Raw genomic sequence first — 24,996 nt, forward strand, 5'->3', positions numbered from 1 at the left:
GTTGCCCGGCAAGGGGAGTCTGTTCCACGTCAAGGTGCCGGTTCTGGAGCTACGCCATTCGAACGGCCCACCTACGCAAACGGGGCGCGGCCCTTCGGCGCCCACTCATGCGCGTGCACGAACTCAGAGCCTTATCACGTCGGCGGTGTCATCGCGTTCCGTCTCGGCTGGCGGAGGGGATGCCGACCGGGCTTGACCAGCGTATTTGATCTCAACTGCGGTTGAGTTGGTGGGCTGTTCGCCGTCTGCCTCACGACCTCAGGACCGAAGAAGGCGAACATTCACGGCGGTGGCGCTGCCCAGCATCGGCCCAGACGGAGTGCGTCCGACACAGGCTGAGCCGCTGAGTAAGCATCTATGCTCCGCAGTTCCGGCAGGGCGAGGCCGTGACGCCGGCCCCTGACGCACCTCAAGAGCCCCCGGCCATAGCTCGGCTCAGGGGCTCTCGTCCTAACGCGCAGGATGGGGCGTCAGGGTAGGTCGTGTGCTCCGCGCTTGATGTCAGCGGCCAGACTGCGGAAGCGCTCGACCGGGAGGGTGATGCGGGGACCGCTCAGGTCCTTGCTGTCACGCACGCCGACATCACCAGAGAGATTCGCAACCTCCACGCAGTTGGACTGACCGCCTGTACCGCTGCGGCTCGACTTGCGCCACTGGGTCATGTGTACTTCTCCAGTTCAGCCTCCAGGATGGCCCGACTTGGGCCGACCGGGGCGGCTATGTCGCTCATCAAGTCGTACCTTACTGCCACTTCTTGTACATCGAACGGGTCCATGAGGAAGCAGCCACGCGTCGCCGCTTCGGTGTAGGCGAGGTCCCGGTCCCCGACCGTGAGGAGAACGAAAGGGCCGTCGAGGCCCGGATGCGCACCCGCGTTGTTCTCCACTATCCGGATACTGACGAAGGGAAGGTCGCTCAGCTCTATCAGCCGAGTGAGTTGGCCGCGCATGACGTCCAGACCGCCCACGATTTGCGATACCCCCACCCAGCTGAGAAGGGCCGTCACTCGCGGTGGCTTCGTCTTGCCGAACACGGCGGCCTGCCGCGCCAGCCGCCGCTCAAGGGCCGCTTCGAGGTCCTCCGCAGTTCCGGCGCTCAGTGCGGCACGCGCGTAGTCCGGCGTCTGGAACAGCCCTGGGATGACTGATGACTCCCACATCCTGATCCTTGATGAGCGAGCCTCCAACTCGGCGAGTTCCAGCAGCCAGTTGCCCTCGTCGGCACGCGCGGCGAACCCGACCAAGGCCGTGAACATGCCTTCCGTGTTGCACACGCGGTCGATGATCTCCGCGTGCTCCCGCTTGAGCTTGAGCGTGTTGGACTCGTACCGGGAAACAGTCGAACGGTCACAGTCAAGCAGGTCACCGAGAGCCTGCCCTGACATCCCGTGCGCTTTGCGATAGCGGCGCAGGTGGAACGCCACGAAATGCCAGATCGATCTTGACGGGTCGAGCGACTCCCGCGCGAGCATGGCCTCTCCCGTTTGTTGCGGATGCTTCCGGAACGTAGCGAGCGTAGCCGAGAGCGAGCACGCTTGTACTCGAAGTAACCGGCAACGTTCCGAAGGTCGTACCAATATGTCCGTACCTGCCCCAGAAATCCCGACTCTTCTTCTTGAACCCAACGAAAACGCGCCGGCGTTGGCGAGGGATTTCCTTGCCACTCTGTTCCGGGAGTGGGGCTCCGCGGACGACTTCATGGCGCGTCTGGTGGTGTGCGAGTTGGTGACCAACGCCTGGCGGCACGGCGAGGGTCAGATCATCCTCCGCGTCTTCCGCGACGTCCGCCCCGACCTCGTGATGATCGAGGTGTGGGACCAGGGGGACGGACTTCCGGTGGTCGGCCCGGAGGACTTCGAGGCGACCTCGGGGCGGGGCCTGCTGTTGATGTCGCGAGTCGTGGACGACTGGGGAACCCGACCGATCGCGGAAGGCGGAAAGATCGTTTGGGCCAGGTGCGCCCTCTGAACGTCCAGAGGGATGACCCCGTGGGACGGGCTCAGGGGTGGTTCCTCTTTCCCGGCGGTGATGCACGGCTCCTGGCTGGGATGTTCGGGCCGTCGCTCGTCACCGTCCGCCCCGCCTCTCTGTTTCACCCCCGGAGCGGAGAGGCGGGGCCACGCTTCCCTTCATGCTGGGCGGGCAGGCGTCGTGTCGGATAAAGAGGGGCACCGCCGGCCCACGCTCACGCGGGCCGGCGGAGGACGCCTCCTCACTGTCGGACGATTCCTCTCGCGATCGACTGGGCGCTTGATGAGGCGGGGGTCAGCTTGCGCTGGTGCAGGTTTGGGTGAGCGAGGGGTTCTGATAGGCGGCGGCCAGGCAGCGGCCCTGGGACTGCTGGGCGAAGGCGTTGGGGTGCAGTGACTCCTGCTGGTAGCCCTGGCTGATCTTCATTCCGGCGGTGCCGAAGCGCACCCATTCCATCTGACCGCCCAGTTTGCTCGCGTCTTCCGTCGGACCTGCCTGGCGGGTGCCGTTCTCGCAGAGGGCGTGGCCGTCCAGCGCGTGGATCATGCTGAGGAAAGTCACGTTCTTTTCGGCGGCGACCTTCTTCAGCATTGCGTCGATCGCGGGTGTCAGCGTGTCGTGCATGAGGTCGAAGTCGGCGTTCCACAGCGGGCAGCCGCCGACGAGTGTCCGCTTGGTCTTGCCGCCCCCGGCCTCGGGGAAGATGTCTCGCACCTTGGCGCTGGTCGGTACCGGAGAGGGGTAGGACTGCACGATCAGCTTGTAGCCGTCGGAGGGCGTTCCGGCCGCGTTCATCACCTCGCGGATCTTGTCGATCACTTTTCCGACGTTCGTGGCGACCTGCGGCAGTTGGGCGAGGAGGCGGTCCCCCTCGCCGGTGGCGGCGCACGATGGCCTGCTGTTCATGTACTGATCGGTGCAGTGGCGCAGGGCGTCCGACACGTTCAGGTCGTTGCCGCCGATCGACACCACGATCAATTTCACCTGGTGAGTCGCGGCCAGTGTTTGCAGTAGCCGCGACTGCGACTCCTTGTTCTCCTTGTAAGGCTCGCTGAGGACGTGCTTGGTCTCGGCTCCCGAGCAGGCCAGATTGACCGGTGTGAGCGCGACCTGCCGGGTGCCGTTTATCTCGGCCACGTCCGAGCGATGGCATCCGGTGGCGCGAGGCCGTTGGGGATCGACCGCCGTGCCGTCGTAGACGCGCTTCGGGTCATAGCGGCAGATGCCGGCGAAGCGGTAGGCGGCGCGGTCGGTTCCGCCTCGGGTGCAGAACGCCGCGGCGGCGAGGTCGCCGTTGCCCCACCAGCGGCCCGCCTCGCCGGAGATGAAGCTGTCTCCCAGCGACACCGCCACCGGCTCGGCCTGCTGCTTGAGGGGCGCCTCGTCCGCGGCTCTGGCCTGCGGCGCCCAGGCCGAGTAGGCGGCCAGCATCCCGGCGGTGGCGAGTATGGCGAATCCAGGACGCTTGTTGCCTTTGGTCATGAATGGAACCTCCCAGGCGAGATTCGGCGAACGCTTCGCGACCTGATGATTACACAGTGTGATGACAGCGGGATTGGCTGAGCGGGGAGTGCTTTCTGACGGCCCGGACATCGCACTGTGGATCGCTCGCCAGGACATCACCGCCATCTCCCAGCGAAATGGGGCGGGACGAGGGAGGCATGCGCATGGGGCCACCGGCGGCTCGATCGGCGGGCCGTTCACGCCGGCCTCAGTGTTCACGCCGGTCAGGGCGCCTTGGCGTCGGGTGCGTCCTGGGCTGGGGCGGGAGGCTTCAGCCCTTGCGGTCGTCCCGAGTGTTAAACAGGGGGAGACATTTATCAAGTTTGGCGTTATTTTAACGTCGAGATCGCAGGCGATCCTGATATGGACTCAGTTCTGCGTGGGGACGGCGGACGGGAAGGGAAGCGTGCAGGTGAGCAGAGACGTAGAACCCGGGCCTGCTCTGAGCGATCCGGGCAGGCGGCGATTCCTGGGGTACTCCGGGATCGGCGCGCTGGCGCTGGCGTTCGGGCCGTTGCAGGCGGAGCCGTCGGGCCCGACCCGTGAGGTGTCCCGGTTCAAGAACGATCCGTTCAGCCTCGGCATCGCGTCCGGCGACCCGTTGCCCGACTCGGTCGTCCTGTGGACGCGGCTGGCGCCGGAACCGCTGGCCTCGCTGGGCGGGATGGAGCCGCACCGCGTCCCCGTCCGGTGGCAGGTCGCCGAGGACGCGAGGTTCCGCCGGGTGGTCCGGCAGGGGACGGCGACCGCCAGGCCCGAGTACGCGCACTCGGTCCACGTCGATGTGCGCGGCCTGCGCCCCGGGCGGGAGTACTTCTACCGGTTCAAGGCGGGCAACGAGATCTCACCGACCGGACGGACCAAGACCGCTCCCGCGCCCGGGACGACGGCGAATGCCTTCGCCTTCGGAATGGTGTCGTGCCAGGCATGGTTCGACGGTTACTACACCGCGTACGGTCACCTGGCCGAGGAGGACCTCGACCTGGTCGTTCATCTGGGCGACTACCTGTACGAATTCGGCGTGCAGACCAATGGCGGCAGGCCGGACACACCGGTGCCGGACAAGTTCCACACCCCCACCGTTCACCTGTCGGAGTATCGCGACCGGTACGCGCTCTACAAACTCGATCCGGAACTGCAGGCCGCGCACGCCATGGCGCCGTGGATCGTCACCTGGGACGACCACGAGGTGGTCGACAACTACGCCGACCTCGCCCATCCGTCGGCGCCGCCGGAGGACTTCCTCGTCCGCCGCGCCAACGCCTACCGGGCGTACTGGGAGCACATGCCGCTGCGGGCGCTGGAGCCGGCCGGCCAGAACATGCCGCTGTACCGCCGGTTCACCTTCGGCCGGCTGCTGGAGTTCAGCGTCCTGGACACCCGCCAGTACCGCAGTGACCAGGCGTGCGGCGACGGCCTGAAGACCGACTGCGACCAGCGACTGGATCCGTCCCGGACGATGCTCGGCGACGCCCAGGAGTCATGGCTGCTGGACGGCCTTGGACGTTCCGTAGCGAAGTGGAACGTTCTGGCACAGCAGGTGATGCTGTCGCAGGTCGACTTCAACACCGATCCCGGGCAGGCGTTCGGGATGGACCTGTGGGACGGCTACAAGCCCTCCCGCGACCGGCTGCTGAACGGGATCGCCGAGCGGAACGTCCGCAACCCGATCGTGCTGTCGGGCGACTTCCACCGCAGCATGGCCGCGAACGTCAAGCGGGACTTCGACGACCCCGCCTCCCCCACGATCGCGACGGAGTTCCTCGGGTCGTCCATCTCATCCGGCAGGGACGGGGCGGACATGGACGAGTACGGCTCGCAGTTCCTCGCGGCCAACGACCACATCCGCTTCTACAACGGGCAGCGCGGATACATGACGTTCCACGTCACACCGGACACCTGGAACGCGTCCTACCGGGTCGTCCCGTATGTCCGGGAACGCGGCGCGCCCGTGTTCACCCGCGCGAGCTTCGCCGTAGAGGACGGCAGGCCCGGCCTACAGGCCGACTCCAAGAGCACGGCACGCGGCAAGAGCTACCTGTCCGCCTCCGAAGTCGACCCTCCCGAGCCGCTGAAGGGGAACCGCACGTGAGCGTTCGCAAGATCATCGCACTGCTGGCCGTATCGCTCACGGCGGTCGCCGGTGTCGCCGTGTACGCGGGCACGGCCTCCGCCGCCAGGCCGGGGCGCGGGTCGGTCACGATGACGGTGCGGTCCGGGGCGCTGGACGTGCTCGCCGCACCCTGCGGAGGCAGGCCGCTGGTGATCGAACTCGCCAACTCCGGCTCCGAGGGCGAGTACGTCGACGTGTTCATCGCGCCGGAGCGCCCGCTCCTCACCTCGCATGACGTCATCTCGACCTACGTGCCGCCGAACCGCGACGTCGTCGTCCGGGCGCAGGTCTCCGCGCCGCTCGGCTCCGCCGGTGGGACGCATGAGGTGTCCCTGCGGCTGGGGCCGCGGGGGCCTGAGCAGCAGGCGGCCGTCACGGTCACGCCGAAGCCGTCGGGACCGGGCGCCAACCTCGCTCTCGGCGGCCCCGTCAGCGCCTCGTCCACGCACGGCAACTTCCGCGTCTGCGGCGGCGTCGACGCCAACACCGACTCCGAGGACTGGTCCACGCTGACCGGCTGGAACGACGGCACGCGCGCCGTTTTCCCAGACACCTACACGGTCGAGTTCGGCGGCTCGCAGCCGGTCGACCGGGTCGTCCTGTACACGCTGAACTCCGCGCGCTACCCCGCCGCCCGCTACGGCCTGCGGGACTTCGACGTCCAGGTGCCCGGCAAGGGCGGTGAGTGGACGACGGTGTCGAGCGTCCGCGGCAACACCGCGGGCCGGTTGGAAATACCGCTCGATCCGGCGGTCTCCACCACGGCCGTGCGCATCGCCGCACTGGCGTCCAACAGCGGCGACTACTCCCGCATCATCGAGCTGGAGGTCTACCAGGGCTCGTAAGGAACGGGACGAGTTGCTCTTGTCCGTTCTGTTGAGACCAGGCTGCACACTCGTTCGCGACACCTGCGATCACCTGTCCGGGGACGCTGGGCGCCCAGGGAATCGGCCGGTGAGCACCCTGGTCCGTCCCGCCGAGTGAACCGGGAAGGTGATCGGTGTCAGTCAGCGGGGACGCGTCCTCGCCCCAGGGGGTGGGCGAGGACGCGCGCCGCCTTTGCCCCCGAATGGGTGGCAGTGGTCGTGCCGAGGGTACGCATGCTGCTCAGCACACCTGCTTCATCGGAGGATACGAGATGACGCATCAACTGGTTTCCGAGCGGCTCGTCCTGCGGCCGTGGGACGTGGACGACGCCGAGGCGGCGCTTGACATCTACGGCAGCGCCGAGGTCACGCGCTGGCTCAGCCCGGCCATGGACAGGGTGGCCGACGTCGCCGGCATGCGCTCCTTGATGGAGCGGTGGATCGCCGAAGGCGCGCGCATGGTCGTCCCCGGCGGCCGCTGGGCCATCGAGAACCGGGAGACCGGGGACCTGGTCGGGGGCGCGACGCTGCTGCCGCTGCCGCCGGACGAGGCGTACGAGATGGGATGGCAGCTCCGGCCCACGGCGTGGCGCAACGGCTATGCCACCGAGGCCGGGACGGCCCTGGCGCGGTGGGCGTTCACGCAAGGGCTGGAGGAGGTGATCGCGCTCGTCCGGCCGGCGAACGAGCGCGCCGCCGCGACCGTCGAACGGATCGGCATGGAGTGGGTCGGCGAGACCGAGAAGTACTACGGGCTGCGGCTCCAGGAATACCGGTTGCGCCCCGGCGACCTCGAGGCGGATGGCCTGTAGCGCCATCGCGTCCTGCAAGGACTCATCACCTGAACGCAGGATATCGGCGCGCAAGAGGCGACGCGATGTCACATCTGCGGCCCCGGGCCTGTCTTCCTTAAAGCCGAGCCGGCCTTCACCCGCCGGTGACGAGGATGGGGAGCCGAGATGGACGCGCTGCCGGGAAACTACTATTCCGACCCTGATTCATGGTCGATCGAAGGCGCCGCCGGCGAGGCCGTGCTGTCGATGGTCACCCCGAGCGGCGTCGAACCGATCTTCCGGTCGGCGGACCTGGAGGGGTCGTTCGTGCTGGGCCCCTCCGGGCTGCTGTCGGGCTTCACCCTCGACCTCGACCTGCCCGAGCACGCGCTTTCGGCCCGGCGGTGGGGGCGGTCCCCGTCCAGCCTGTCCTGGGAGGCATCGGGCCTGCGGCCGACCGAGACGCGGCCGCACGGCCTGGAGGGACGGGGCACGCTCGCCCTCGGACACCGGGACACGCGGACGGCGCTGTCGGGAACCTGCACCCAGGTGCCGAACGCGCGCACCGGTGCCCCCTACCTCAAGATCGTCCTGCAGACGGTGTTCGCGTCGGCCGCCCTGTGGTGGCCGCGCGAGGCACGGCGGCGGCTTCGTCCCGTCGAACTGACCCTGTTCGCCGAGATCCGTCCCGTCCGCATCGGCCCCGGTGCAAAGCGTCGGTAGGGCGAAGCCCTCATCCGCTGACGGCGACGGGCGGGGGCTTCGGCTTTCGGCGGTAGGCGCCCGGAGATATGCCGATGACCCGTTTGAACGCCACGCTGAACGCGCTTTCGGAGCCGTATCCGACCTCGCGGGCAATGGTGGCGACAGTGCCGTCACCGCGCCGGAGGCGGTCGGCGGCGAGTTCGATCCGCCAATCGGTGAGGTATTCCAATGGGCCCATGCCGACGGTGCTCCCGAAGCGCGCCGCCATTGTCGAACGGGAGACACCGGCCGCCCGGGCGAGTTCTTCCACCGTCCACGGATGCGCGGGGCGCAGGTGGATCCGCCGCAGCGCCACGGAGACCACGGGGTCGCTGGTGCCGGCCAGCCAGCCCGACGTGTGCGGAGCGTCCCGCATGAGGTGGACCCGAAGGACCTGGATCAGCATGACGAGGGCGAGGTGCTCGGCGACGAGCGTCGAACCGAGCCGCCGGTGCCGCAGTTCGGTGTCGATCTGACCGATCGCCCACCGGACGCCGGCCGCCTCCTCGGCCGCCGCCGGGACGTGGACGACGGGCGGCAGGTCGTCGAGCAGCAGGGTGCGCGCCCGATCGCCGAACGAGAAGGCACCACCGATCATGAAGACGTCGTCGCCGTCGCCGGCGCGCGCCACCCCGTCGACGGCCGCGCGGAAGATCGGTCCCGCCGCCGCCGGAACCGCCGCGGGATCGCTGAAGAGCGTGAACGGCCGCGGTCGGGTCAGCAGGAAGCAGTCGCCCGGCTCAAGGTCGTACGGAGCGTCCCGGCCCTCGATTCTCAGGTGGCATCGACCTCGCCGGACGGAGTTGAACTTCACTCCGGCCGGGGGGCCGAACTCGATCGCCCAGCTACCGCCGGCGGCGAGGGACGTGGAGATGCGGCTGGTGGCGCCGAGCAGCGCCAGGACGTCCTCCAAGGGATCCATCCCCGGCCTCCCTGGACGCTCGCTAAAGGAATCCGGACGTTCGATCATAGTGAGTCCAGTTCTCGGCCCGTACGTTGAGGATTCGTGGACAGGACAACGCACAGGACGCGAGAGCGTCTCACCACTCCCTTCGGCCCGCGCGCCACCGGCGCCGAGATCCTCGACGGGGTCGACCTCACCGGCCGGCGCATGATCGTCACCGGTGGGGCGTCCGGCCTCGGCAGCGAGACGGTCCGCGCGCTCGCCCGCGCGGGGGCCGAGGTCACCGTCGCCACCCGCGACCCCGCCCAGGCCGGGGCGCTCATCGACGAACTGGCGGCCGTGCCCGGGGCGGGCGAGGTCAGGGCGGCGGCGATCGATCTGGCCGGCCTGAAGTCGGTCGCCGCCTTCGCCGACGCGTGGCGGGGGCCGCTCGACGCGCTGGTGGCCAACGCGGGGATCATGGCGCTTCCGGCTCGGCGGCTCACCTCCTACGGCTGGGAGATGCAACTGGCGACCAACTACCTCGGCCATTTCGCCCTTGCCGACGGCCTGCACGGCAATCTCAAGGCTGCGGGCTCGTCCCGCATCGTGCTGGTCGGCTCCGGGGCGAACCTCTACTCGCCGTTCGTCTTCGACGACCCGCATTTCGAGCGGCGCCCGTACGACCCGTGGTCGGCCTACGGCCAGTCGAAGACCGCGATGGGCCTGCACGCCGTGGGTGTCGCCCAGCGCTGGGGCGAGGACGGGATCACCGCCAACGCGCTCAACCCGGGTTTCATCCTGACCAAGCTGCAACGCCATCTCAGCGATGACGAGATGCGCGGCTTCGGCGTGCTGGACGAGGCGGGCGACCTCGTCCAGCCGCCCCATTACAAGACCCCCGCCCAAGGAGCGGCGACCTCCGTGCTGCTCGCGGCCTCGCCCCTGCTCGACGGCATCAGCGGACGCTACTTCGAGGACAACCAGGAGATCCGGCCCGCGACGGGAGACGAGGAGCCCAACGGGGCCGTCGCCGCCCACGCGCTCGACCCGGAGGCCGCGGACCGGCTCTGGACGTTCGCCACCAACGCCATCGAGACGGCCGTACCTCGAAACGCCGGCCGCTCGTCCGCCTCCTCCCCGGCTATTCGCGAGCGGTAGGTTCCATCGCCTTTTGTTTCTGGGCTTGGTGGCCGTTGGAGGGCTTGGCCAGGTCGGCGGTGTAGTGGCGGTTGAGCGCCAGGCGGAGCCTGCCGAGTACGGGGCGGCTTTCGGGGGACGGGACTCCGTTGTGCTCAGGGCGGGTGAGGACGATGGCCGGAGGCGGGCGTTCGTCGGTGATGGGAGCGGCCTCCTCCGGGGTCAGACGCCGCTCGACCTCGGAGTACCGGCCGTCGGGAGAGCGGACGATGACGCCGGTCTCCACCCCGTGCTCGACCAGCGCGCGGTCGCGCGACTGCAGGCCGAGGCAGATCCGGTAGGTGACGGCGTACGCCAGGACCGGGCCGAGGATGAAGGTGACGCGGAAGAACCAGGTCGTCCAGTAGAGCGGGATGTGGAAGGTGTTCGCGATGACGTCGTTTCCGCCGGCGGCCCACAGCGTGCCGAACCAGACGATCGCGGCCACGCCGAGACCGGTGCGGGCGGGGACGTCGCGGGGGCGGTCCAGCAGGTTGTGGACCTGGCGGTCGCCGGTCACCCAGCGCTCCAGGAACGGGTAGAGGGCCAGCCCGGTGAACAGGACGCCGGGGACGCCCAGGGCGGGGATGAGCACGCCGAGCGCGAAGGTGTGCCCCATCACGTTCCATTCCCAGCCGGGCATCATCCGCAGCGCGCCCTCCAGCCAGCCCATGTACCAGTCGGGCTGCGAGCCGGAACTGATCGCGCCCGGGTCGTAGGGGCCGTACAGCCAGATCGGGTTGATCTGGAAGAACGTGGCGAGAATGACGCACGTGGCGACGATCCAGAGGAACCACGCGGTGGTCTTGGCGATGAAGACCGGGTAGAACGGGTCGCCGTACTGCGTCTTGTTGGTGGCGCGCTTGCCGGGGAAGGTCGTGTGCATCACCCGCCAGGTCATCACCACCCCGTGCAGCGGGATCAGCGCGGCCAGCAGGCCGGGGATCAGCAGGACGTGGACGACGTACAGCCGAGAGATGATCATGTCGCCCGGGAACTCGCCGCCGAACAGGAACATCTGCGCGTACGAGCCGACGAGGGGGACGCTCAGCAGGACGCCCTCGAGAATCCGCAGGCCGGTGCCCGACAGCAGGTCGTCGGGGAGCGAGTAACCGAGCAGCCCGTTCACCATCACCAGCATGAACAGCACGACTCCGACCAGCCAGTTCAGCTCGCGGGGCTTGCGGTACGAACCGGTGAAGAAATGGCGGAGCAGGTGGAGGAGGATGGCCCCGATGAACAGGAGCGTCGCCCAGTGATGGATCTGGCGGACGAGCAGCCCGCCGCGCACGTCGAAGGAGATGCGCAGGGCGGACTCGTACGCCTTGCTCATCTCGACGCCCCGCAGTTTGGTGTACGACCCGTCGTAGACGACCTCCTCCATGCTCGGCACGAAGAACAGGGTGAGGAACACCCCGGTCACGAGGACGACGACGAACGCGTACAGCGCGATCTCACCGAGCAGAAAGCTCCAGTGGTCGGGGAACGCCTTGCGCATCGACCTCCGGACCCATGCCATCCCCCCGAACCGCTCGTCGATCGCGCCCGCCGCGCCCACGACGGCCGTCGGCGGCCTGCGCCCCTTCTGGTCGGCTACCACGGGAACCTCCCGCCTGCGGCACGCGCCCGCACGATGGCACCGCTCTCGGCCGAGTGCAGGGAGGGCATGTCCGTCACGGACGGCACGGCGAGACCGGCCGCACAACTTCGAAGAGTGATGACTCGCATACGGATTCGGTCCTTTTCAGGGATCATTGGCTCTCAGCAAGAGATGACCAGGTAGGTCCCTCGGGATGTGACAACTCAGCGCGTCCGCAGAGGAAACACACATCCCACGAAGCAGTACCGCCCCGTCCGCCGTCGCCCCTGCCGGGCCGGACCGTGGCCGAGCAGGGCCTCAACCCGCATCAGGATGACGCGCGCCGCCACCATCGCGTTCGACGCGGCTTCTCATTGAGAACCTTCAGCGCGTCCCTGCACGACATCCCGCGCGCACGCATCACGACATAGTCCCCGAGCTCCGTGACGGTCAACGCAAAGTCAGTCACGTCCAGGACCTTCACTTCGCGGACCGCCGCGCTTATTTCCAGCAAGGAGCCTCCCCCGGCAGAAAACTCGACGTCCACGCCGCAGGGATGCTCGTAGAGCGGAAACTCGAAGGTCGCCGAGAGATTCTCGGCCGAGAGCCGCTGACGGAGGTACTCGACCACTTCTGCGGCGCGGCCCACATCGTCATTCACGGGTTCTCCTTCTGCCCCCACGCAATATGACTCGGGTGGGGTTCAGGGCCTGCGGGTGTGGAAGGTGCGGCGCAGGTCGGTGACCCAGGCTTCGGGGTTCTCCCAGGGGATGAAGTGGCCGCCGTGGTCGTGCGCGTTGACGTTGACGTGGTTGAACCAAGCGGCCTGGGGGCCGGTCTTGAACGCCTGGACGCGCTCGTCGGCGGTGTGGATGCCGGGCGGGTTCTCGTACGTGACGAAGGTGAGGCCGACCGGGGCCTGGACGACCGGGGTGCGGTCGTGGGCAGGGGCCCAGGGGTAGCGGTTGGCGTTGGCGTAGTAGCGCATCGAGGTGCCGATGGAGTTGTTCACCCAGTAGATCGTGGCGTGGGTGAGCAGGTCGTCCCTGGTGAAGACGGACTCGACGTCGCCGCCGTTGTCGCTCCAGGCGTTCCAGCGCTCGAGTAGCCAGGCGAGCAGTCCGGCGGGCGAGTCGCTCAGCCCGTGGGCCAGGGTCGCGCCGTCGAGCGTGTGCACGGCGAGGTGGGACGCCGAGCGGTGGTCCAGCTCGATGATGCGGGCGCGGACGTCGGCGGGCTGGTCGTCGGTGAGGGGGCGGTTCCGGGCGAAGTCCCAGGCGCGGGGGCCGTTGAAGAAGTCGAGCGGCAGCCCGGAGCCGATGTGGACGCCGTACAGCTCGCCGGCGTACTTGTGGCCGAGCTGGCTGGAGACGATCCCGCCGATGTCGCAGCCCCCGGCGGCGTACCTCTCGTATCCCAGCGTCTCGGTCATCAGGGTGTGCCAGAGGTCGGCGACCTTCCAGAAGTTGACGTCCGGGAAGCCGGTGAGCGGGCCGGGGAAACCGAAGCCCGGGAGGGACGGCACGATGACGTCGAACGCGTCGGCGGGGTCGCCGCCGGACGCGGCCGGGTCGGCGAGCGGGTCGATCACCTTCGACCAGTGCCAGAACGTCCAGGGCCAGCCGTGGGTGAGGATCAGCGGGATCGGGCGGGGGCCGCGGCCCGGCTTGCGCATGAAGTGCACCGGGACGCCGGCGACGCCGACCTGGTAGTGCTCATAGGCGTTGATGGCGGCCTCGGCCTTGCGCCAGTCGTATTCGTCCCGCCAGTAGGCGACCAGTCCGCGGAGATGGTCGTCGGGGACGCCGTAGGACCAGTCCTCGTTCGCCTCGTCCAGTGGCGGGCGGGTCAAGACCAGCCGGGCGCGCAGATCATCGAGGGCCTCGTCGGGCACATGGATCGGAGTGGACTCAAGCGGAAAGGTGCGCGCTGTGCTCATGGCGTGATTCTTTCCGGTCCGGTGGGAGCCGGTAACGTCGCGGCCATGCCAGCCCGTACCCGCAGCGCCCGGCGCGTGCACCGTGTCACGCCGCTCCGCGACCCCCGACCGCCCCGGCTTCCGGCCAGTCTGTCCCCGGCGTCCCCGGCCGACCGGGAGCTGGCCCACGATGGGAAGTACCTGTCGCTGGCCTACGGCCCCGAGCGGGTGACCGGCGCCGAGACCGAGAACGCCGAGGTCGAGCGGTGCCGTTTCACGGGCACCACGGTGGCGGGATCGCTGGCCCGGGCCGAGATCACCGACGCCGAGCTGACCGGATGCGACCTGGCCAACCTGCGGCTCCTGGACTCCCACGTCACCACCGCGGCCGTCCTGGACTGCCGGATGACCGGGATGCGGCTGGACGACGGCGCGCTGCGCGAGGTGCTGTTCACCGGCTGCCGCGCCAACCTGGCCTCGTTCCGGTTCGCCCAGCTGCGCGAGGTGGTGTTCCGCGACTGCAACCTGTCCGAGGCGAACTTCCAGAACAGCGAGTTGACGCGGGTCCAGTTCGAACGCTGCGACCTCACCGGGGCGCAGTTCTCCGCGGCTCAGCTGGCCCAGGTCCGCTTCTCCGGCTGCGACCTGTCCGGGATCGGCGGGATCGGCTCACTGGAAGGCGCGATCATGTCGCGGGCGGACGCCACCGCCCTCCTCGACCAGCTCGCCGCCGCGCTGGGCATCACGATCGACTGACGTGGGCACCGCAGGCGGTCGGTAAAGGAGTGGACGAGGTAGCGCGCGGGCTTGTAGCTTGCGGGTGGCCGTGACACTGCCGAGGAGGTGAGCCCCATGAACGCTGTATCGATGTGGGTGCTCCCCTCGTCGTCATGGTCGGGCGATTGACGTAGGGGTCTCGCCGGGAGCGCCTCGACACACCAGGCACTCCCGAAAGGCAACACCCCATGCATTCCTCGCAACCCACCGCCGGGACGTCCTCGGACGGCACGGTCGATCGCGAACCCTTCGCCTACGACGTCATCATCGCCGGGTGCGGGCCGACCGGCGCGATGCTGGCCGCCGAACTGCGGCTGCACGATGTGCGGGTACTCGTCCTGGAGAAGGAGACCGAGCCGGGGTCGTTCGTCCGTGTCGTGAGCCTGCACATCCGCAGTCTCGAACTGCTGGCGATGCGCGGGCTGCTGGAGCGCGTCCTCGAACACGGAAGACGGCGTCCGGCCGGCGCCTATTTCGCCGCCATCGCCAAACCCGCGCCCAAGGATCTGGACTCCGCGTACGCCTTCCTGCTGGGCATCCCGCAGCCGGTCATCGATCGGCTGCTCGAAGAGCGCGCGGTCGAGCTGGGTGCGCAGGTCCGGCACGGCTGCGCGGTGGCCGGTCTCGAGCAGGACGGCGAGGGGGTGACCGTCGAGCTGGCCGATGGTGAACGGCTGCGGTCGCGTTACCTCGTCGGCTGCGACGGCGCGCGCAGCACGGTGCGCAAACTGCTCGGCGTCGGCTTCCCCGGCGAGCCCTCGCGGAACGAGACGCTGATGGGCGAGATGGAGGTCGGTGCGCCGCAGGAGGAGATCGCCGCCAAGGTGGCCGAAGTCCGCGCCACCCATCAGGCCTTCAGCCTCGGCCCCTTCGGCGGGAAGGCCTATCGCGTCGTGGTCCCCGCCGCGGAGGCCGGCGATCGAGCGGAGCCCACGCTCGAAGACTTCAAGCGCGGCCTGCGCGCCATCGCCGGGACCGACTTCGGCGTGCACTCCCCCCGCTGGCTGTCGCGCTTCGGCGACGCCACCCGGCTGGCCGAGCGCTACCGGGTCGGCCGGGTCCTGCTGGCCGGCGACGCGGCGCACATCCACCCGCCGGCCGGCGGTCAGGGCCTCAACCTCGGTGTTCAGGACGCCTTCAACCTCGGCTGGAAGCTCGCCGCGCAGATCCGCGGCTGGGCGCCGGAGACACTGCTCGACACCTACCACGCCGAACGCCGTCCGATCGCCGAGCAAGTGCTGGACAACACCCGTGCGCAGACGGAGCTGATGTCCGCCGGACCGGGCCCGCGGGCCGTGCGCAGGCTGCTCGCCGAGCTGATGGACCTCGACGAGGTGAACCGGCACCTGACCGAGAAGATCAGCGCGATCGGCATCCGCTACGACTTCGGCGAGGGCCCCGACCTGCTCGGACGCCGCCTGCGCGACATCGGCCTGAAGCAGGGCAACCTCTACGGCCGGCTTCATCGCGGCCGCGGTCTGCTGCTGGACCGCACCGAGCGCCTGACCGCCGGCGGCTGGTCGGACCGGGTCGACCACCTCGCGGATCCCGGTGCGGAATTGGACGCTCCGTGCGTGCTGCTACGTCCGGACGGTCACGTCGCCTGGATCGGCGACGACCAGCAAGACCTGGACGGCCACCTTTCGCGCTGGTTCGGCGAACCCGCCAGCTGATCCCGTCTGAGCCCCGCCCCCCGCTGATGTCGGTCTACGCCCCCGACTCCGCCGGTTCGGCGGTGTCGGGGGCGTAGGCGACCATCCAGTGCGGGCGGAGTCGGTAGTAGACGACCTCGTCCCAGTCGAAGGCATCGGCGCTGTAGAAGTCCTTGAGGTGGGCGAGCACTTCGGGCCAGTCCGCGGCGGGCTCGCCGCCCCGGGGATTGAGGACCTCCACCGTGCCGTGCGTGAACACGCCCAGGTCCTCGCCTCGCAGATGGGCGGCGCTGACGGCGGGACGGGCGGCGAGGTGGCGGGCCTTGGCGGCGTCGGGGTCGGTGCCGAAGTGCCATCTGCCGTGCAGGAAGTGCCCGTCCACGGCGCTGATGCGCGGCTCGCCCTTCGCCGTCACCGTCGACAGGGCCAGGACGCACATGCCGGTGAGGACCTTGGTGAGCCGGTCCGCGGTCACCGCGCGCTCCGCGTTGATGATCGAGCGGAGATGCGGGGTCGAGCGGGAGCGGGAGGCGTCCAGGAGGGCCTGCAGTTCGTCAAGGTCCGCGGGCGTTTCGTACATCGAGGTCCTTCTCTCTGAGTGTGCTCGTTCGTGGGTCGTGCGTGGGCTCCGGTCCGCATCTGCGCGTGACGGCGGCCGGTGAAACCCATCCTGGCGGCAAAACCTGACATCTCCTGGCAGGTTTCTTCGGCGGCCGATGGCCGGCGACCGGTGGCCTGCGGACGCGGGTGCCGCCGGGAGTGCCGAGGTGGGTGCTCCATAACGCAGTCCGATGGATCTGCGTATGACCACACGGCGGGTCTGGTTCGGACACTGCGGGCGCACGCTTTTCCGAGCCTCCGGGAATTGGGCCCCGGAGTCCCCTGCGAATCCGTCCGGCATCGGCGCCGGACGGTCCACCCCCGGAGGGAAAACCCCCGTGAGAAACAGAAGCAGAGCCATGCGATGCCTGCTGGCGTCGCTGGCGGTCGTCCTCGGGACGACGTTCCTGGCCGCGCCCGCGGTCGCCGCGCCGAAGCCGCCACCCGTCACCGGCGGTGACGTGGCACGGCACCCGCAGAAGTCGCCGCTGCCGGTGAAGGACCGGCCGCCGCTGGCGGCGGAGAAGGACGCGCTCAAGAGCCACGACGCGAAGGCGACAAAGCATCGGCGGCCGTCCAGCGCGGCGAAGAAGGGGCTGAAGGCCGCCGCCTGCAGTCCGAGCGAGTTCACGAGCCGTTCCGGGAGCGCGCTCGTCCAGCAGGTCGAGTCCTCGACGACCGACTGCATCAACTCGCTGTTCAGCCTGACCGGCGGGGACGCCTACTACGCGTTCCGCGAGTCGCAGATGACGACGATCGCGTACGCGCTGCGCGACAACGGCGTCTACTATCCGGGCGACAACAGCACCGGTACCGCGCAGCTCGTCCTGTACCTGCGCGCCGGGTACTACGTGCAGTGGTACAACCCCTCGACCGTGGGGAGTTACGGCCAGTCGCTGAAGACCGCTATTCAGTCCGGCCTGGACGCCTATTTCGGCAATGCGAAGTCGTCGACGGTCAGTGACGCGAACGGCGAGGTCCTCGCCGAGGCGGTCACGCTCATCGACAGCGCGCAGGAGAACGCCCGCTACATCTACGTGGTGAAGCGGCTCCTGAACGGCTACAACAGTTCCTACGACGCGTCGTGGTGGATGCTCAACGCCGTCAACAACGTGTACACGGTGCTGTTCCGCGGCCACCAGGTTCCGGAGTTCGTCACGGCGGTCCAGTCGGATCCGAGTGTTCTCGACACGTTGAACTCCTTCGCGGCGAACCATCTCGGTCTGCTCGGTACCGACCGCAGCTACCTGGCGTCCAACGCGGGACGGGAGATGGCCCGGTTCCTGCAGCATTCCCCGCTGCTGGGCAAGGTCAGGCCGCTGGCCAAGGGGCTGCTCGGCAAGAGCGCGATGACCGGCAAGACCGCTCCCCTGTGGGTCGGCATCGCCGAGATGACCGACTCCTACGACAAGGCGAACTGCTCTTACTATGACACCTGCAACCTGCAGCAGCGGCTCGCCCAGAACGTCCTGACCATCACGCACTCGTGCAGTTCCAGCATCAAGATCCGGGCGCAGGACATGACCGCGTCCCAGCTGTCGGACACCTGCGCGAGCCTGCTGAACCAGGACGCCTACTTCCACGGCCTCGTCAAGGACGGGAACAAGCCCGTCGCCAACGACGGCAACACCACGATCGAGGTCTGCGTCTTCGATTCCAGCACCGACTACCAGACGTACGCGGGCGCGATGTTCGGCATCGACACCAACAACGGCGGGATGTACCTGGAAGGGGACCCGGCCGCCTCCGGGAACCAGCCGCGGTTCATCGCCTACGAGGCCGAATGGGTGCGCCCGAAGTTCGAGATCTGGAACCTCAACCACGAGTACACGCACTACCTCGACGGCCGCTTCGACATGTACGGCGACTTCAACGCGAACGTCGCCACGCCGACGATCTGGTGGATCGAGGGGTTCGCCGAATACGTCTCCTACTCGTACCGGAAGGTGACCAACGACTCGGCCATCGCTGAGGCCGCCAAGGGCACCTACGCACTGAGCACGCTCTGGGACACCACCTACAGCCATGACACGACCCGCATCTACTACTGGGGCTACCTGGCGGTGCGGTACATGTTCGAGAAGCATCCCGGCGACATCTCCACCGTGCTCGGCTACTACCGGACGGGCAACTGGAACGCTGCCCGCTCGTTCCTGACCAGCACGATCGGCGGCCGCTACGACAGCGACTGGCGGACGTGGCTCGCCGCGTGCGCGGCCGGCGCGTGCGCAGGCGGCGGGGGCGGCGGCAACCAGGCGCCGTCCGCGCGGTTCGCCTACTCCGCGAACGGCCTGGCGGTCGCCTTCACCGACCAGTCCACCGACACCGACGGGACGATCGCGTCCCGGCGCTGGGACTTCGGCGACGGCGCCACGTCCACGGCGGCCGACCCGTCCCACACCTTCGGGGCGGACGGCACGTACACCGTGTCCCTGACGGTGACCGACGACGCCGGGGCCACCGGCACCACGTCCCAGCGGATCTCCGTGTCGGCCGGGGGCGGCGGGACGACCCCCGAGTGCACCGGGTCCGACATCCGGCAGCTCGACCGGAACTGCCAGCGCGGCAACCTGTCGGCGGCCAAGGGCGGCACCGCCTACCTCTACCTCTACATCCCGTCCGGCACCCGGTCGATCACCATCACGTCCTCGGGCGGGACGGGTGACGGCGACCTCTACTACAGCTCCGGCAGCTGGGCGACGCCGTCGTCCTACAACCAGCGCTCCACCGGCGCCGGGAACGGCGAGACGCTCACCATCGCCGACCCGCCGGCCGGCTACAACTACGTCAGCCTGTACGGGAAGGAGGCGTTCAGCGGCGCGGCCGTGAAGGTCGAGTACTGACCTCGCAGCGGCTAGAAGGCCGGGGCCGGACCGCGAAGGTCCGGCCCCGGCTTCGTGTCGTGACCCGGTCAGGCGAAGGGGCCCAGCTCCGGGAAGTGGCAGGCCGCCGCGCGCCCGGCGGCCCCGTCCAGCGGGGCGAGGGGCGGGCGCTCGACCCGGCAGCGGTCCTGCGCCTTGAAGCACCGGGGGTGGAAGGCGCAGCCCGGCGGAGGCGCGGACGGGCTCGGCGGGTCGCCGCGCAGCACGATGCGCTCCCGCGTCCGCTCCGCCACCGGGTCGGGCAGCGGGATCGCCGACAGCAGCGCCCGGGTGTAGGGGTGCGCCGGGGCGCCGTAGAGCGCGTCGCGGTCGGCGATCTCGACGATCCGGCCGAGGTACATCACGGCGATCCGGTCGCACACGTGCCGCACCACGGCGAGGTCGTGCGCGATGAACACGTACGCCAGGCCGAGGCGCCGCCGGAGCCCGGCCAGCAGGTTGACGATCTGGGCCTGGATCGACACGTCCAGCGCCGACACCGGCTCGTCCGCGACGACCAGGCGGGGACCGGTGACCAGCGCCCGCGCGATCCCGATCCGCTGCGCCTGCCCGCCGGAGAACTCGTGCGGGTACCGGTCGGCGTGCTCGGCGCCGAGGCCGACGAACTCCAGCATCTCCCGCACCCGCGAGGCGGGGTCGTCCTCGCCCTGCGCGCGCAGCGGCGCGGCGACGATGGAGCCGACGGTGTGCCGGGGGTTCAGCGACGCGAACGGGTCCTGGAAGATGATCTGGAGGTCGCGGCGGAGCGGGCGCATCCGCCGCTGCGACAGCCCGGTGATGTCGCGCCCGTCGAAGGTGATCCGCCCGGCGGTCGGGTCCAGCAGCCGGACGAGCATCCGCCCGGTCGTGGACTTGCCGCAGCCGGACTCGCCGACCAGCCCGAGCGCCTCCCCGGCGCGCACCTGAAGGTCGATGCCGTCCACCGCGCGGACGGTGCCGCGCCGGGTGGGGAACGTCTTCGTCAGCCCGTCCAGGCTGAGCAGCGGCGTCATCCCGCCACCTCCTCTCCGATCGTCAGCAGATGGCAGGCCGCCGGGTGCGGCGCGCCCCGGAGCGCCGGGCGGTCGGTCTCGCACACCGCGATCCGCTCCGGGCACCGCGGATGGAACGGGCACCCCGCCGGCGGACGCGACGGCGACGGCGGGGCGCCCGGGATCGGGACCAGCTCGCCGGGCGGCCCGGTCAGCCGGGGCAGCGAGCCGAGCAGGCCGCGGGTGTAGGGGTGCCGGGGCGCGGCGAACAGCGCACCGGCAGCCGCGCGCTCCACGGCCCGTCCCGCGTACATGACCAGGACGTCGTCGGCGACCCGCGCGACCACCCCGAGATCGTGCGTGATCATCAGGACGGCGAGGCCGCGCTCGCGCTGGATCCGCGCGATCAGCTCCAGGATCTGCGCCTGCACGGTCACGTCCAGCGCGGTCGTCGGCTCGTCGGCGATCAGCAGCTCCGGCTCGCAGGCCAACGCCATCGCGATCATGACGCGCTGGCGCATGCCGCCGGAGAACTGGTGCGGGTGGTCGCCGGCGCGCGTTCCCGGGTCGGGGATGCCGACGTCGCCGAGCAGCCGGACGGCGTGCGCGTGCGCCGCGCGGCGGGACTCGCCGAAGTGCAGCCGGCGCGCCTCGGCGATCTGCTCGCCGACCCGGTAGTGCGGGTGCAGCGAGGTCAGCGGGTCCTGGAAGATCATCGCGATCCGGCGGCCGCGCAGCGCCCGGATTCGCTCCCGGCCGGCGCCGACGACCTCGGTGCCGGCGACGTCGATCGACCCGGTCACCCGGGCCCGGTCGTGCAGCCCCATGACGGCGAGGCTGGTCACGGACTTGCCGGACCCGGACTCGCCGACGATGCCGAGGGTGCGGCCCGCGCCGACGGTGAACGACAGGCCGTCCACCGCGCGCACCGGCCCCCGCGGGGTCGGGAACTCGACGACGAGGTCCCGGACGGTCAGCGGCGTCATGCGTACCTCACCTGGGGATCGATCGCGGCGTAGAGGAGGTCGACGGCGAGGTTGGCGAAGGTGATGAAGAACGCGGCCAGCAGCGCGACGCCCATCACGACCGGCTGGTCGGACTTGTCGATCGAGTCGATCGTGAGCCGGCCGACGCCGGGCAGCCCGAACACGCTCTCGGTGATCACGGCGCCGCCGAGCAGCGCGCCGAGGTCCATGCCGAACACGGTGAGGACGGGGGTGAGCCCGGCCCGCAGGCCGTGCTTGGCGACGACGGTCCGTTCGGGCAGGCCCTTGGCGCGGGCCGTCCGGATGTAGGGCTCGGCCATCGTCTCCACCATCGACGCCCGCGACATGCGCGCGTACATGGCCGCGTACAGCAGCGCGAGCGCCACCCAGGGCAGGACGAGGTTGCGCGCCCAGCCGACGGGGTCGTCGGCGATCGGCACATAGCTGGAGTAGGGCAGCAGGCCGCCGAGCTGGACGACCAGGACGGTCAGCGCCATCGCCGTGAAGTAGATCGGCAGGGACGCGGCGGTGAGCGTGCCGACCATCAGCGTCCGGTCGAGCAGGGTGTCCTTGCGCAGCGCGGACACGACCCCGACGCCGACGCCGCCCGCGAGCCACAGGACGGCGGCGCCGATCCCGATGGACAGGGTCGTGGGGAGCCGCTGCATCATCAGGTCCCAGACCGGCATGTTGTTCTGGTAGGAGAACCCGAGGCACGGGAAGTGGCACTGGACGGCCAGGGGCCCCGACCCGTACGTCCGTCCGGCGAAGATCCCGGCGAGGTAGTCGGTGAACTGGCGCCACAGCGGCCGGTCCAGGCCCATCTGGTGGTGCAGCATCGCGAGCCGCTCCGGCGTGCACGACTTCCCGCACGCCTGGAGCGCCGGGTCGGCGGGGAACACGTAGAAGATCGTGAACGTGACCGCGCAGATGACGAGCAGCACGCCCGCGACGCCGGCCAGGCGCAGCGCGAGGTAGCGGATCACCGGCCGGCCTCCCGCGGGTCGAGGGCGTCCCGGAACGCGTCGCCGAGCAGCGTGAACGCGAGCACGGTCAGCAGCAGGCACACGCCGGGCACCACGAAGAACGTCGGGTCGACCTGGTACCAGTCGATCGCCTTGGCCATCATCTGCCCCCAGGACGCGTCCGGCGGCCGGACGCCGATGCCGAGGAACGACAGCGCCGCCTCGGTGCCGATGTTGATCGGGATGGTGAGCGTCGCGTAGACGAGGACCGGTGCCAGCAGGTTCGGCAGCACCTCGCGGAACACGATCCGCGTGCGCGGCATGCCGGTGGCGCGGGCGGCGTCCACGAACTCCCGGTGGCGCAGCGAGAGCGCCTGCCCGCGCACGATCCGCCCGATGTAGGGCCAGCCGAAGAAGCCCATGACGAACACCAGCTCCAGCATCCGGTTCGCCTCCGGCAGCACCGACACCAGGGCGATCATGAAGATGAGGTGGGGGAAGGACAGGACGAGGTCCATGGTGCGGCTGATCAGCGCGTCGACCCGGCCGCCGGCGAACCCGGCGGCGAGCCCGAGGACGGTGCCGGCGACGGTGGACACGCAGGTCGCCGCGACGGAGATCAGCAGCGAGACGCGGGCGCCGTAGACCATGCGGCTGAACACGTCGCGTCCGGTGCCGGGCTCGACGCCCAGCCAGAAGTCGCCGTCGATGCCGCCGAACGCGCCCCGGGGCGCCCCGGCGAGCGCCTTGTCGATCTTCTCGGGGTGGAACTCGTTCGGGCCGTGCCCGGTCAGCGCGGTGAGCAGCGGGGCGGCGAGTGCCATCAGCACGAACAGCGCGATGATCGCGAGGCCGGCGAGGGCGGCGGGGTCGCGGCGCAGCCGCCCGCCGGCCAGCCGCCAGGGCGACCGGCCGGCGGGCGCCGGCGCGCCGCCCGCCGCCTCGGTGAGGGACGGGACGGCCACTACTTCACCCCGAGGACGGCGAAGTCGAGCTCGCCCTCCCAGATGGGGTGGCCGAACGCGCCGGTGACCTTGGAGCCGTGCAGCAGCGGCAGCTTGTCGTGGATCAGCGGGACCATCGGCGACAGCCCCATCAGGTCGCGGTCGAGCGCCTGCCACCGGGCGGGGTCGTTCGCCTGCACGGCCGCGTCGATCTTCGCGTTGATCCCCTTGTCGTCGAGCTGGGAGACGACGGTGTTGCCCTTCGGCGCGATGGTGCGGCCGTCGAAGATCGGCGGGATGAACGAGCCGGCGGACGGGTAGTCGGCGCACCAGCCGTAGAAGACCAGCTCGTCCTCCTTCTCGATGTCGCCGATGGCGTCGTAGTAGACGCTCTTCGCGACGGAGTTGATCTGGACCTTCACGCCCGCCCGCGCGAGCGCCTGCTGGACGGCCTCGGCCTCGGCCTTGCCCTGCTCGGTGCTGGTCGTGGTCAGGCGGACCGACAGGCCCGCGCTCTCGCCGGCGGCGGCGAGCAGTTGCCGGGCCTTGGCCGGGTCGCCGGTGGGCGGGGCCTTGTAGACGTCCTGGGCCCGCCCGCCGGTCATGGCGGGCGGCAGGTAGGAGCCGGCGAGTTCGCCGACGCCGCTGCCGCCGTGCGCGGTGCGGTAGGCCTCCTTGTCGACCGCGAACTGCATCGCCTGCCGCACCTTCGGGTCGTCGAACGGGGGCTTGGAGGTGTTCATCGCCAGGAACCGGGTGCACAGGCTGGTCGCGCTGACGAACCGCTTCTTGACGTCCGGGCGGGTCAGGATGCGGGGCATGCTGGCCGGGGCGACGCTGTAGAGGGTGACGGCCCGCTGGTCCTTGCCCTGGTCGGCGATCAGCCGCTGGTCGATGGTGGGCTGCGCGATGCCCTCCTCCACGACGATCCGGTCGGGGTTGGCCTGCCGGACGCCGTCGGTCGCCTTGCTCCAGTGCGGGTTCCTGACCAGCGCCAGTCTCTTGCCCCGGTCGTAGGACTCCACCTTGTAGGGGCCGGACGAGAAGGGCCGCCTGTCGAAGTTGACGCCGGTGTCCTTGGCCTTGGGGACGGGCGCGAACGTCGGCAGCGTCGTGATCTTCGGCCAGTCCATGGACGGTTCCTTCAGCTGGAACACGATGGTCCGGGCGTCCGGGGTCCTGATGGAGGCGAGGCCGCCCTTGTCCTGGTAGGGGCCCTTGTACCGGTCGCCGCCCGCGAGCATCGTCCTGGCGTACCCGGGACCCTCCGGCAGGTCGGGGGCGAAGGACCGCTCCACGCCGTACTTCACGTCCGCGCTCGTGATGGGCGAGCCGTCCTCGAACTTCAGGCCGGGCTTGAGGTGGAACGTCCAGGTCCTGCCGTTGTCGGCCGTGGTGCCGGTGCCGGTCGCGAGGTCCGGGACGACCTCGGTGCCCGCCTGGCCGGGCTTCGCGGCGTAGGTCGTCAGCGTCCGGTAGAGCAGCCGGGTGCCGAAGTCCATCGCGAACATCACGTAGTTGCGCTGCGGGTCCAGATGGGCGAAGTCCTCGTTGAACAGGACGGTGAGCGTGCCCCCGGTCTCGGCCGCGGCCCCGTCGCCGCCCGAGCCGCAGGCGGCGGACGCGCCGCCGGCGACGGCCAGCGAGAGGGCGAGGGCGAAACAGGTCCTTACCGGACGTCTCATGGCATC

At 69.8% G+C, this 24,996-nt stretch carries 22 protein-coding genes; 9 read left to right on the forward strand and 13 right to left on the reverse strand.

The features are described 5' to 3' along the window. Positions 1 to 470: 470 nt before the first annotated feature. Positions 471 to 662 (reverse strand): DUF397 domain-containing protein, encoded by a 192-nt coding sequence (locus HUT06_RS31760; protein WP_176199056.1) that lies wholly within the window; start codon positions 660 to 662, stop codon positions 471 to 473. Next, the gene (locus HUT06_RS31765) at positions 659 to 1,471 is read right to left on the reverse strand and encodes a helix-turn-helix transcriptional regulator (RefSeq protein WP_176199057.1); all 813 of its coding nucleotides are present in this window, start codon (positions 1,469 to 1,471) and stop codon (positions 659 to 661) included. The genes HUT06_RS31760 and HUT06_RS31765 overlap by 4 nt, the downstream gene beginning before the upstream one ends. Positions 1,472 to 1,577: 106 nt before the next feature. Here HUT06_RS31765 and HUT06_RS31770 point away from each other — a divergent pair, with 106 nt between their 5' ends. Further along, on the forward strand, positions 1,578 to 1,967 hold the full coding sequence (locus HUT06_RS31770) for an ATP-binding protein (RefSeq protein WP_176199058.1): 390 nt from the start codon (positions 1,578 to 1,580) through the stop codon (positions 1,965 to 1,967). A 297-nt stretch (positions 1,968 to 2,264) separates the two neighbouring features. Here the strand turns inward: HUT06_RS31770 and HUT06_RS31775 are convergent, their stop codons facing one another. Beyond that, the gene (locus tag HUT06_RS31775; RefSeq protein ID WP_176199059.1) at positions 2,265 to 3,452 is read right to left on the reverse strand and encodes a GDSL-type esterase/lipase family protein; all 1,188 of its coding nucleotides are present in this window, start codon (positions 3,450 to 3,452) and stop codon (positions 2,265 to 2,267) included. Positions 3,453 to 3,885: 433 nt separating this feature from the next. Between HUT06_RS31775 and HUT06_RS31780 the strand changes: the two genes are divergently transcribed. The 4 genes from HUT06_RS31780 (at position 3,886) to HUT06_RS31795 (ending at position 7,948) form a co-directional block, all read left to right on the forward strand. Then, the gene (locus HUT06_RS31780; RefSeq protein WP_217711549.1) at positions 3,886 to 5,565 is read left to right on the forward strand and encodes an alkaline phosphatase; all 1,680 of its coding nucleotides are present in this window, start codon (positions 3,886 to 3,888) and stop codon (positions 5,563 to 5,565) included. Beyond that, positions 5,562 to 6,431, forward strand: a complete 870-nt coding sequence (locus tag HUT06_RS31785; RefSeq protein ID WP_176199060.1) for a discoidin domain-containing protein — start codon at positions 5,562 to 5,564, stop codon at positions 6,429 to 6,431. Before HUT06_RS31780 ends, HUT06_RS31785 begins: the two co-directional genes overlap by 4 nt. Positions 6,432 to 6,724: 293 nt before the next feature. Then, positions 6,725 to 7,264 (forward strand): GNAT family N-acetyltransferase, encoded by a 540-nt coding sequence (locus tag HUT06_RS31790; protein WP_176199061.1) that lies wholly within the window; start codon positions 6,725 to 6,727, stop codon positions 7,262 to 7,264. Positions 7,265 to 7,411: 147 nt separating this feature from the next. Continuing rightward, complete coding sequence (locus HUT06_RS31795) at positions 7,412 to 7,948, forward strand: hypothetical protein (RefSeq protein ID WP_176199062.1); 537 nt, start codon at positions 7,412 to 7,414, stop codon at positions 7,946 to 7,948. Between the two features lie 10 nt (positions 7,949 to 7,958). On the opposite strand, the gene HUT06_RS31800 is transcribed toward HUT06_RS31795, so the two are convergent. Beyond that, positions 7,959 to 8,891, reverse strand: a complete 933-nt coding sequence (locus HUT06_RS31800) for an AraC family transcriptional regulator (RefSeq protein WP_176199063.1) — start codon at positions 8,889 to 8,891, stop codon at positions 7,959 to 7,961. Positions 8,892 to 8,975: 84 nt separating this feature from the next. On the opposite strand from HUT06_RS31800, the gene HUT06_RS31805 reads away from it, so the two are divergent. Beyond that, positions 8,976 to 10,013 (forward strand): SDR family NAD(P)-dependent oxidoreductase, encoded by a 1,038-nt coding sequence (locus HUT06_RS31805; RefSeq protein WP_254715486.1) that lies wholly within the window; start codon positions 8,976 to 8,978, stop codon positions 10,011 to 10,013. Here HUT06_RS31805 and HUT06_RS31810 read toward each other — a convergent pair. From HUT06_RS31810 to HUT06_RS31820, 3 genes are all read right to left on the reverse strand, one after another. Further along, the gene (locus HUT06_RS31810) at positions 9,997 to 11,631 is read right to left on the reverse strand and encodes a ubiquinol-cytochrome c reductase cytochrome b subunit (RefSeq protein ID WP_254715487.1); all 1,635 of its coding nucleotides are present in this window, start codon (positions 11,629 to 11,631) and stop codon (positions 9,997 to 9,999) included. The two genes, HUT06_RS31805 and HUT06_RS31810, sit on opposite strands and share 17 nt — an antisense overlap. 307 nt (positions 11,632 to 11,938) lie before the next feature. Beyond that, complete coding sequence (locus HUT06_RS31815) at positions 11,939 to 12,271, reverse strand: hypothetical protein (RefSeq protein ID WP_176199064.1); 333 nt, start codon at positions 12,269 to 12,271, stop codon at positions 11,939 to 11,941. Between the two features lie 42 nt (positions 12,272 to 12,313). Next, positions 12,314 to 13,549, reverse strand: coding sequence for an epoxide hydrolase family protein (locus HUT06_RS31820; RefSeq protein ID WP_176199065.1), 1,236 nt, complete (start codon positions 13,547 to 13,549; stop codon positions 12,314 to 12,316). Positions 13,550 to 13,594: 45 nt separating this feature from the next. On the opposite strand from HUT06_RS31820, the gene HUT06_RS31825 reads away from it, so the two are divergent. Together HUT06_RS31825 and rox are read left to right on the forward strand one after the other, a co-directional pair. Then, entirely contained in the window at positions 13,595 to 14,284 is a 690-nt protein-coding gene (locus HUT06_RS31825) for a pentapeptide repeat-containing protein (protein ID WP_176199066.1), read from the forward strand. Between the two features lie 209 nt (positions 14,285 to 14,493). Next, on the forward strand, positions 14,494 to 15,978 hold the full coding sequence (rox, locus tag HUT06_RS31830) for a rifampin monooxygenase (RefSeq protein ID WP_176199067.1): 1,485 nt from the start codon (positions 14,494 to 14,496) through the stop codon (positions 15,976 to 15,978). 34 nt (positions 15,979 to 16,012) lie between these two features. Here the strand turns inward: rox and HUT06_RS31835 are convergent, their stop codons facing one another. Next, on the reverse strand, positions 16,013 to 16,537 hold the full coding sequence (locus tag HUT06_RS31835) for a pyridoxamine 5'-phosphate oxidase family protein (protein WP_176199068.1): 525 nt from the start codon (positions 16,535 to 16,537) through the stop codon (positions 16,013 to 16,015). A 379-nt stretch (positions 16,538 to 16,916) separates the two neighbouring features. Here HUT06_RS31835 and HUT06_RS31840 point away from each other — a divergent pair, with 379 nt between their 5' ends. Continuing rightward, the gene (locus tag HUT06_RS31840) at positions 16,917 to 19,400 is read left to right on the forward strand and encodes a collagenase (protein ID WP_176199069.1); all 2,484 of its coding nucleotides are present in this window, start codon (positions 16,917 to 16,919) and stop codon (positions 19,398 to 19,400) included. A gap of 68 nt (positions 19,401 to 19,468) precedes the next feature. Here HUT06_RS31840 and HUT06_RS31845 read toward each other — a convergent pair whose 3' ends face one another. Genes HUT06_RS31845 through HUT06_RS31865 form a run of 5 tightly spaced genes read right to left on the reverse strand, consistent with a single transcriptional unit; the run spans position 19,469 to position 24,990 of the window. Further along, the gene (locus HUT06_RS31845) at positions 19,469 to 20,431 is read right to left on the reverse strand and encodes an ABC transporter ATP-binding protein (RefSeq protein WP_176199070.1); all 963 of its coding nucleotides are present in this window, start codon (positions 20,429 to 20,431) and stop codon (positions 19,469 to 19,471) included. Beyond that, the gene (locus HUT06_RS31850; RefSeq protein WP_176199071.1) at positions 20,428 to 21,396 is read right to left on the reverse strand and encodes an ABC transporter ATP-binding protein; all 969 of its coding nucleotides are present in this window, start codon (positions 21,394 to 21,396) and stop codon (positions 20,428 to 20,430) included. The genes HUT06_RS31845 and HUT06_RS31850 overlap by 4 nt, the downstream gene beginning before the upstream one ends. Beyond that, positions 21,393 to 22,382 (reverse strand): ABC transporter permease, encoded by a 990-nt coding sequence (locus HUT06_RS31855; protein WP_176199072.1) that lies wholly within the window; start codon positions 22,380 to 22,382, stop codon positions 21,393 to 21,395. Before HUT06_RS31855 ends, HUT06_RS31850 begins: the two co-directional genes overlap by 4 nt. Beyond that, positions 22,379 to 23,326 (reverse strand): ABC transporter permease, encoded by a 948-nt coding sequence (locus HUT06_RS31860; protein ID WP_176199073.1) that lies wholly within the window; start codon positions 23,324 to 23,326, stop codon positions 22,379 to 22,381. The genes HUT06_RS31855 and HUT06_RS31860 overlap by 4 nt, the downstream gene beginning before the upstream one ends. Then, positions 23,326 to 24,990, reverse strand: a complete 1,665-nt coding sequence (locus tag HUT06_RS31865) for an ABC transporter substrate-binding protein (RefSeq protein WP_176199074.1) — start codon at positions 24,988 to 24,990, stop codon at positions 23,326 to 23,328. The genes HUT06_RS31860 and HUT06_RS31865 overlap by 1 nt, the downstream gene beginning before the upstream one ends. Between the last annotated feature and the right edge of the window lie 6 nt (positions 24,991 to 24,996).

Source organism: Actinomadura sp. NAK00032, assembly GCF_013364275.1.
Classification (GTDB): Bacteria; Actinomycetota; Actinomycetes; order Streptosporangiales; family Streptosporangiaceae; genus Spirillospora.

Excerpts from the sequence above, each read along its gene's own strand:
- HUT06_RS31765 (WP_176199057.1), bottom strand. The coding sequence starts at position 1,471 with ATGCTCGCGCGGGAGTCGCTCGACCCGTCAAGATCGATCTGGCATTTC.
- HUT06_RS31800 (WP_176199063.1), bottom strand. The coding sequence starts at position 8,891 with ATGGATCCCTTGGAGGACGTCCTGGCGCTGCTCGGCGCCACCAGCCGC.
- rox (WP_176199067.1), top strand. The coding sequence starts at position 14,494 with ATGCATTCCTCGCAACCCACCGCCGGGACGTCCTCGGACGGCACGGTC.
- HUT06_RS31840 (WP_176199069.1), top strand. The coding sequence starts at position 16,917 with ATGCGATGCCTGCTGGCGTCGCTGGCGGTCGTCCTCGGGACGACGTTC.
- HUT06_RS31760 (WP_176199056.1), bottom strand. The coding sequence starts at position 662 with ATGACCCAGTGGCGCAAGTCGAGCCGCAGCGGTACAGGCGGTCAGTCC.
- HUT06_RS31795 (WP_176199062.1), top strand. The coding sequence starts at position 7,412 with ATGGACGCGCTGCCGGGAAACTACTATTCCGACCCTGATTCATGGTCG.
- HUT06_RS31770 (WP_176199058.1), top strand. The coding sequence starts at position 1,578 with ATGTCCGTACCTGCCCCAGAAATCCCGACTCTTCTTCTTGAACCCAAC.
- HUT06_RS31850 (WP_176199071.1), bottom strand. The coding sequence starts at position 21,396 with ATGACGCCGCTGACCGTCCGGGACCTCGTCGTCGAGTTCCCGACCCCG.
- HUT06_RS31775 (WP_176199059.1), bottom strand. The coding sequence starts at position 3,452 with ATGACCAAAGGCAACAAGCGTCCTGGATTCGCCATACTCGCCACCGCC.
- HUT06_RS31820 (WP_176199065.1), bottom strand. The coding sequence starts at position 13,549 with ATGAGCACAGCGCGCACCTTTCCGCTTGAGTCCACTCCGATCCATGTG.
- HUT06_RS31845 (WP_176199070.1), bottom strand. The coding sequence starts at position 20,431 with ATGACGCCGCTGCTCAGCCTGGACGGGCTGACGAAGACGTTCCCCACC.
- HUT06_RS31825 (WP_176199066.1), top strand. The coding sequence starts at position 13,595 with ATGCCAGCCCGTACCCGCAGCGCCCGGCGCGTGCACCGTGTCACGCCG.
- HUT06_RS31790 (WP_176199061.1), top strand. The coding sequence starts at position 6,725 with ATGACGCATCAACTGGTTTCCGAGCGGCTCGTCCTGCGGCCGTGGGAC.
- HUT06_RS31835 (WP_176199068.1), bottom strand. The coding sequence starts at position 16,537 with ATGTACGAAACGCCCGCGGACCTTGACGAACTGCAGGCCCTCCTGGAC.
- HUT06_RS31865 (WP_176199074.1), bottom strand. The coding sequence starts at position 24,990 with ATGAGACGTCCGGTAAGGACCTGTTTCGCCCTCGCCCTCTCGCTGGCC.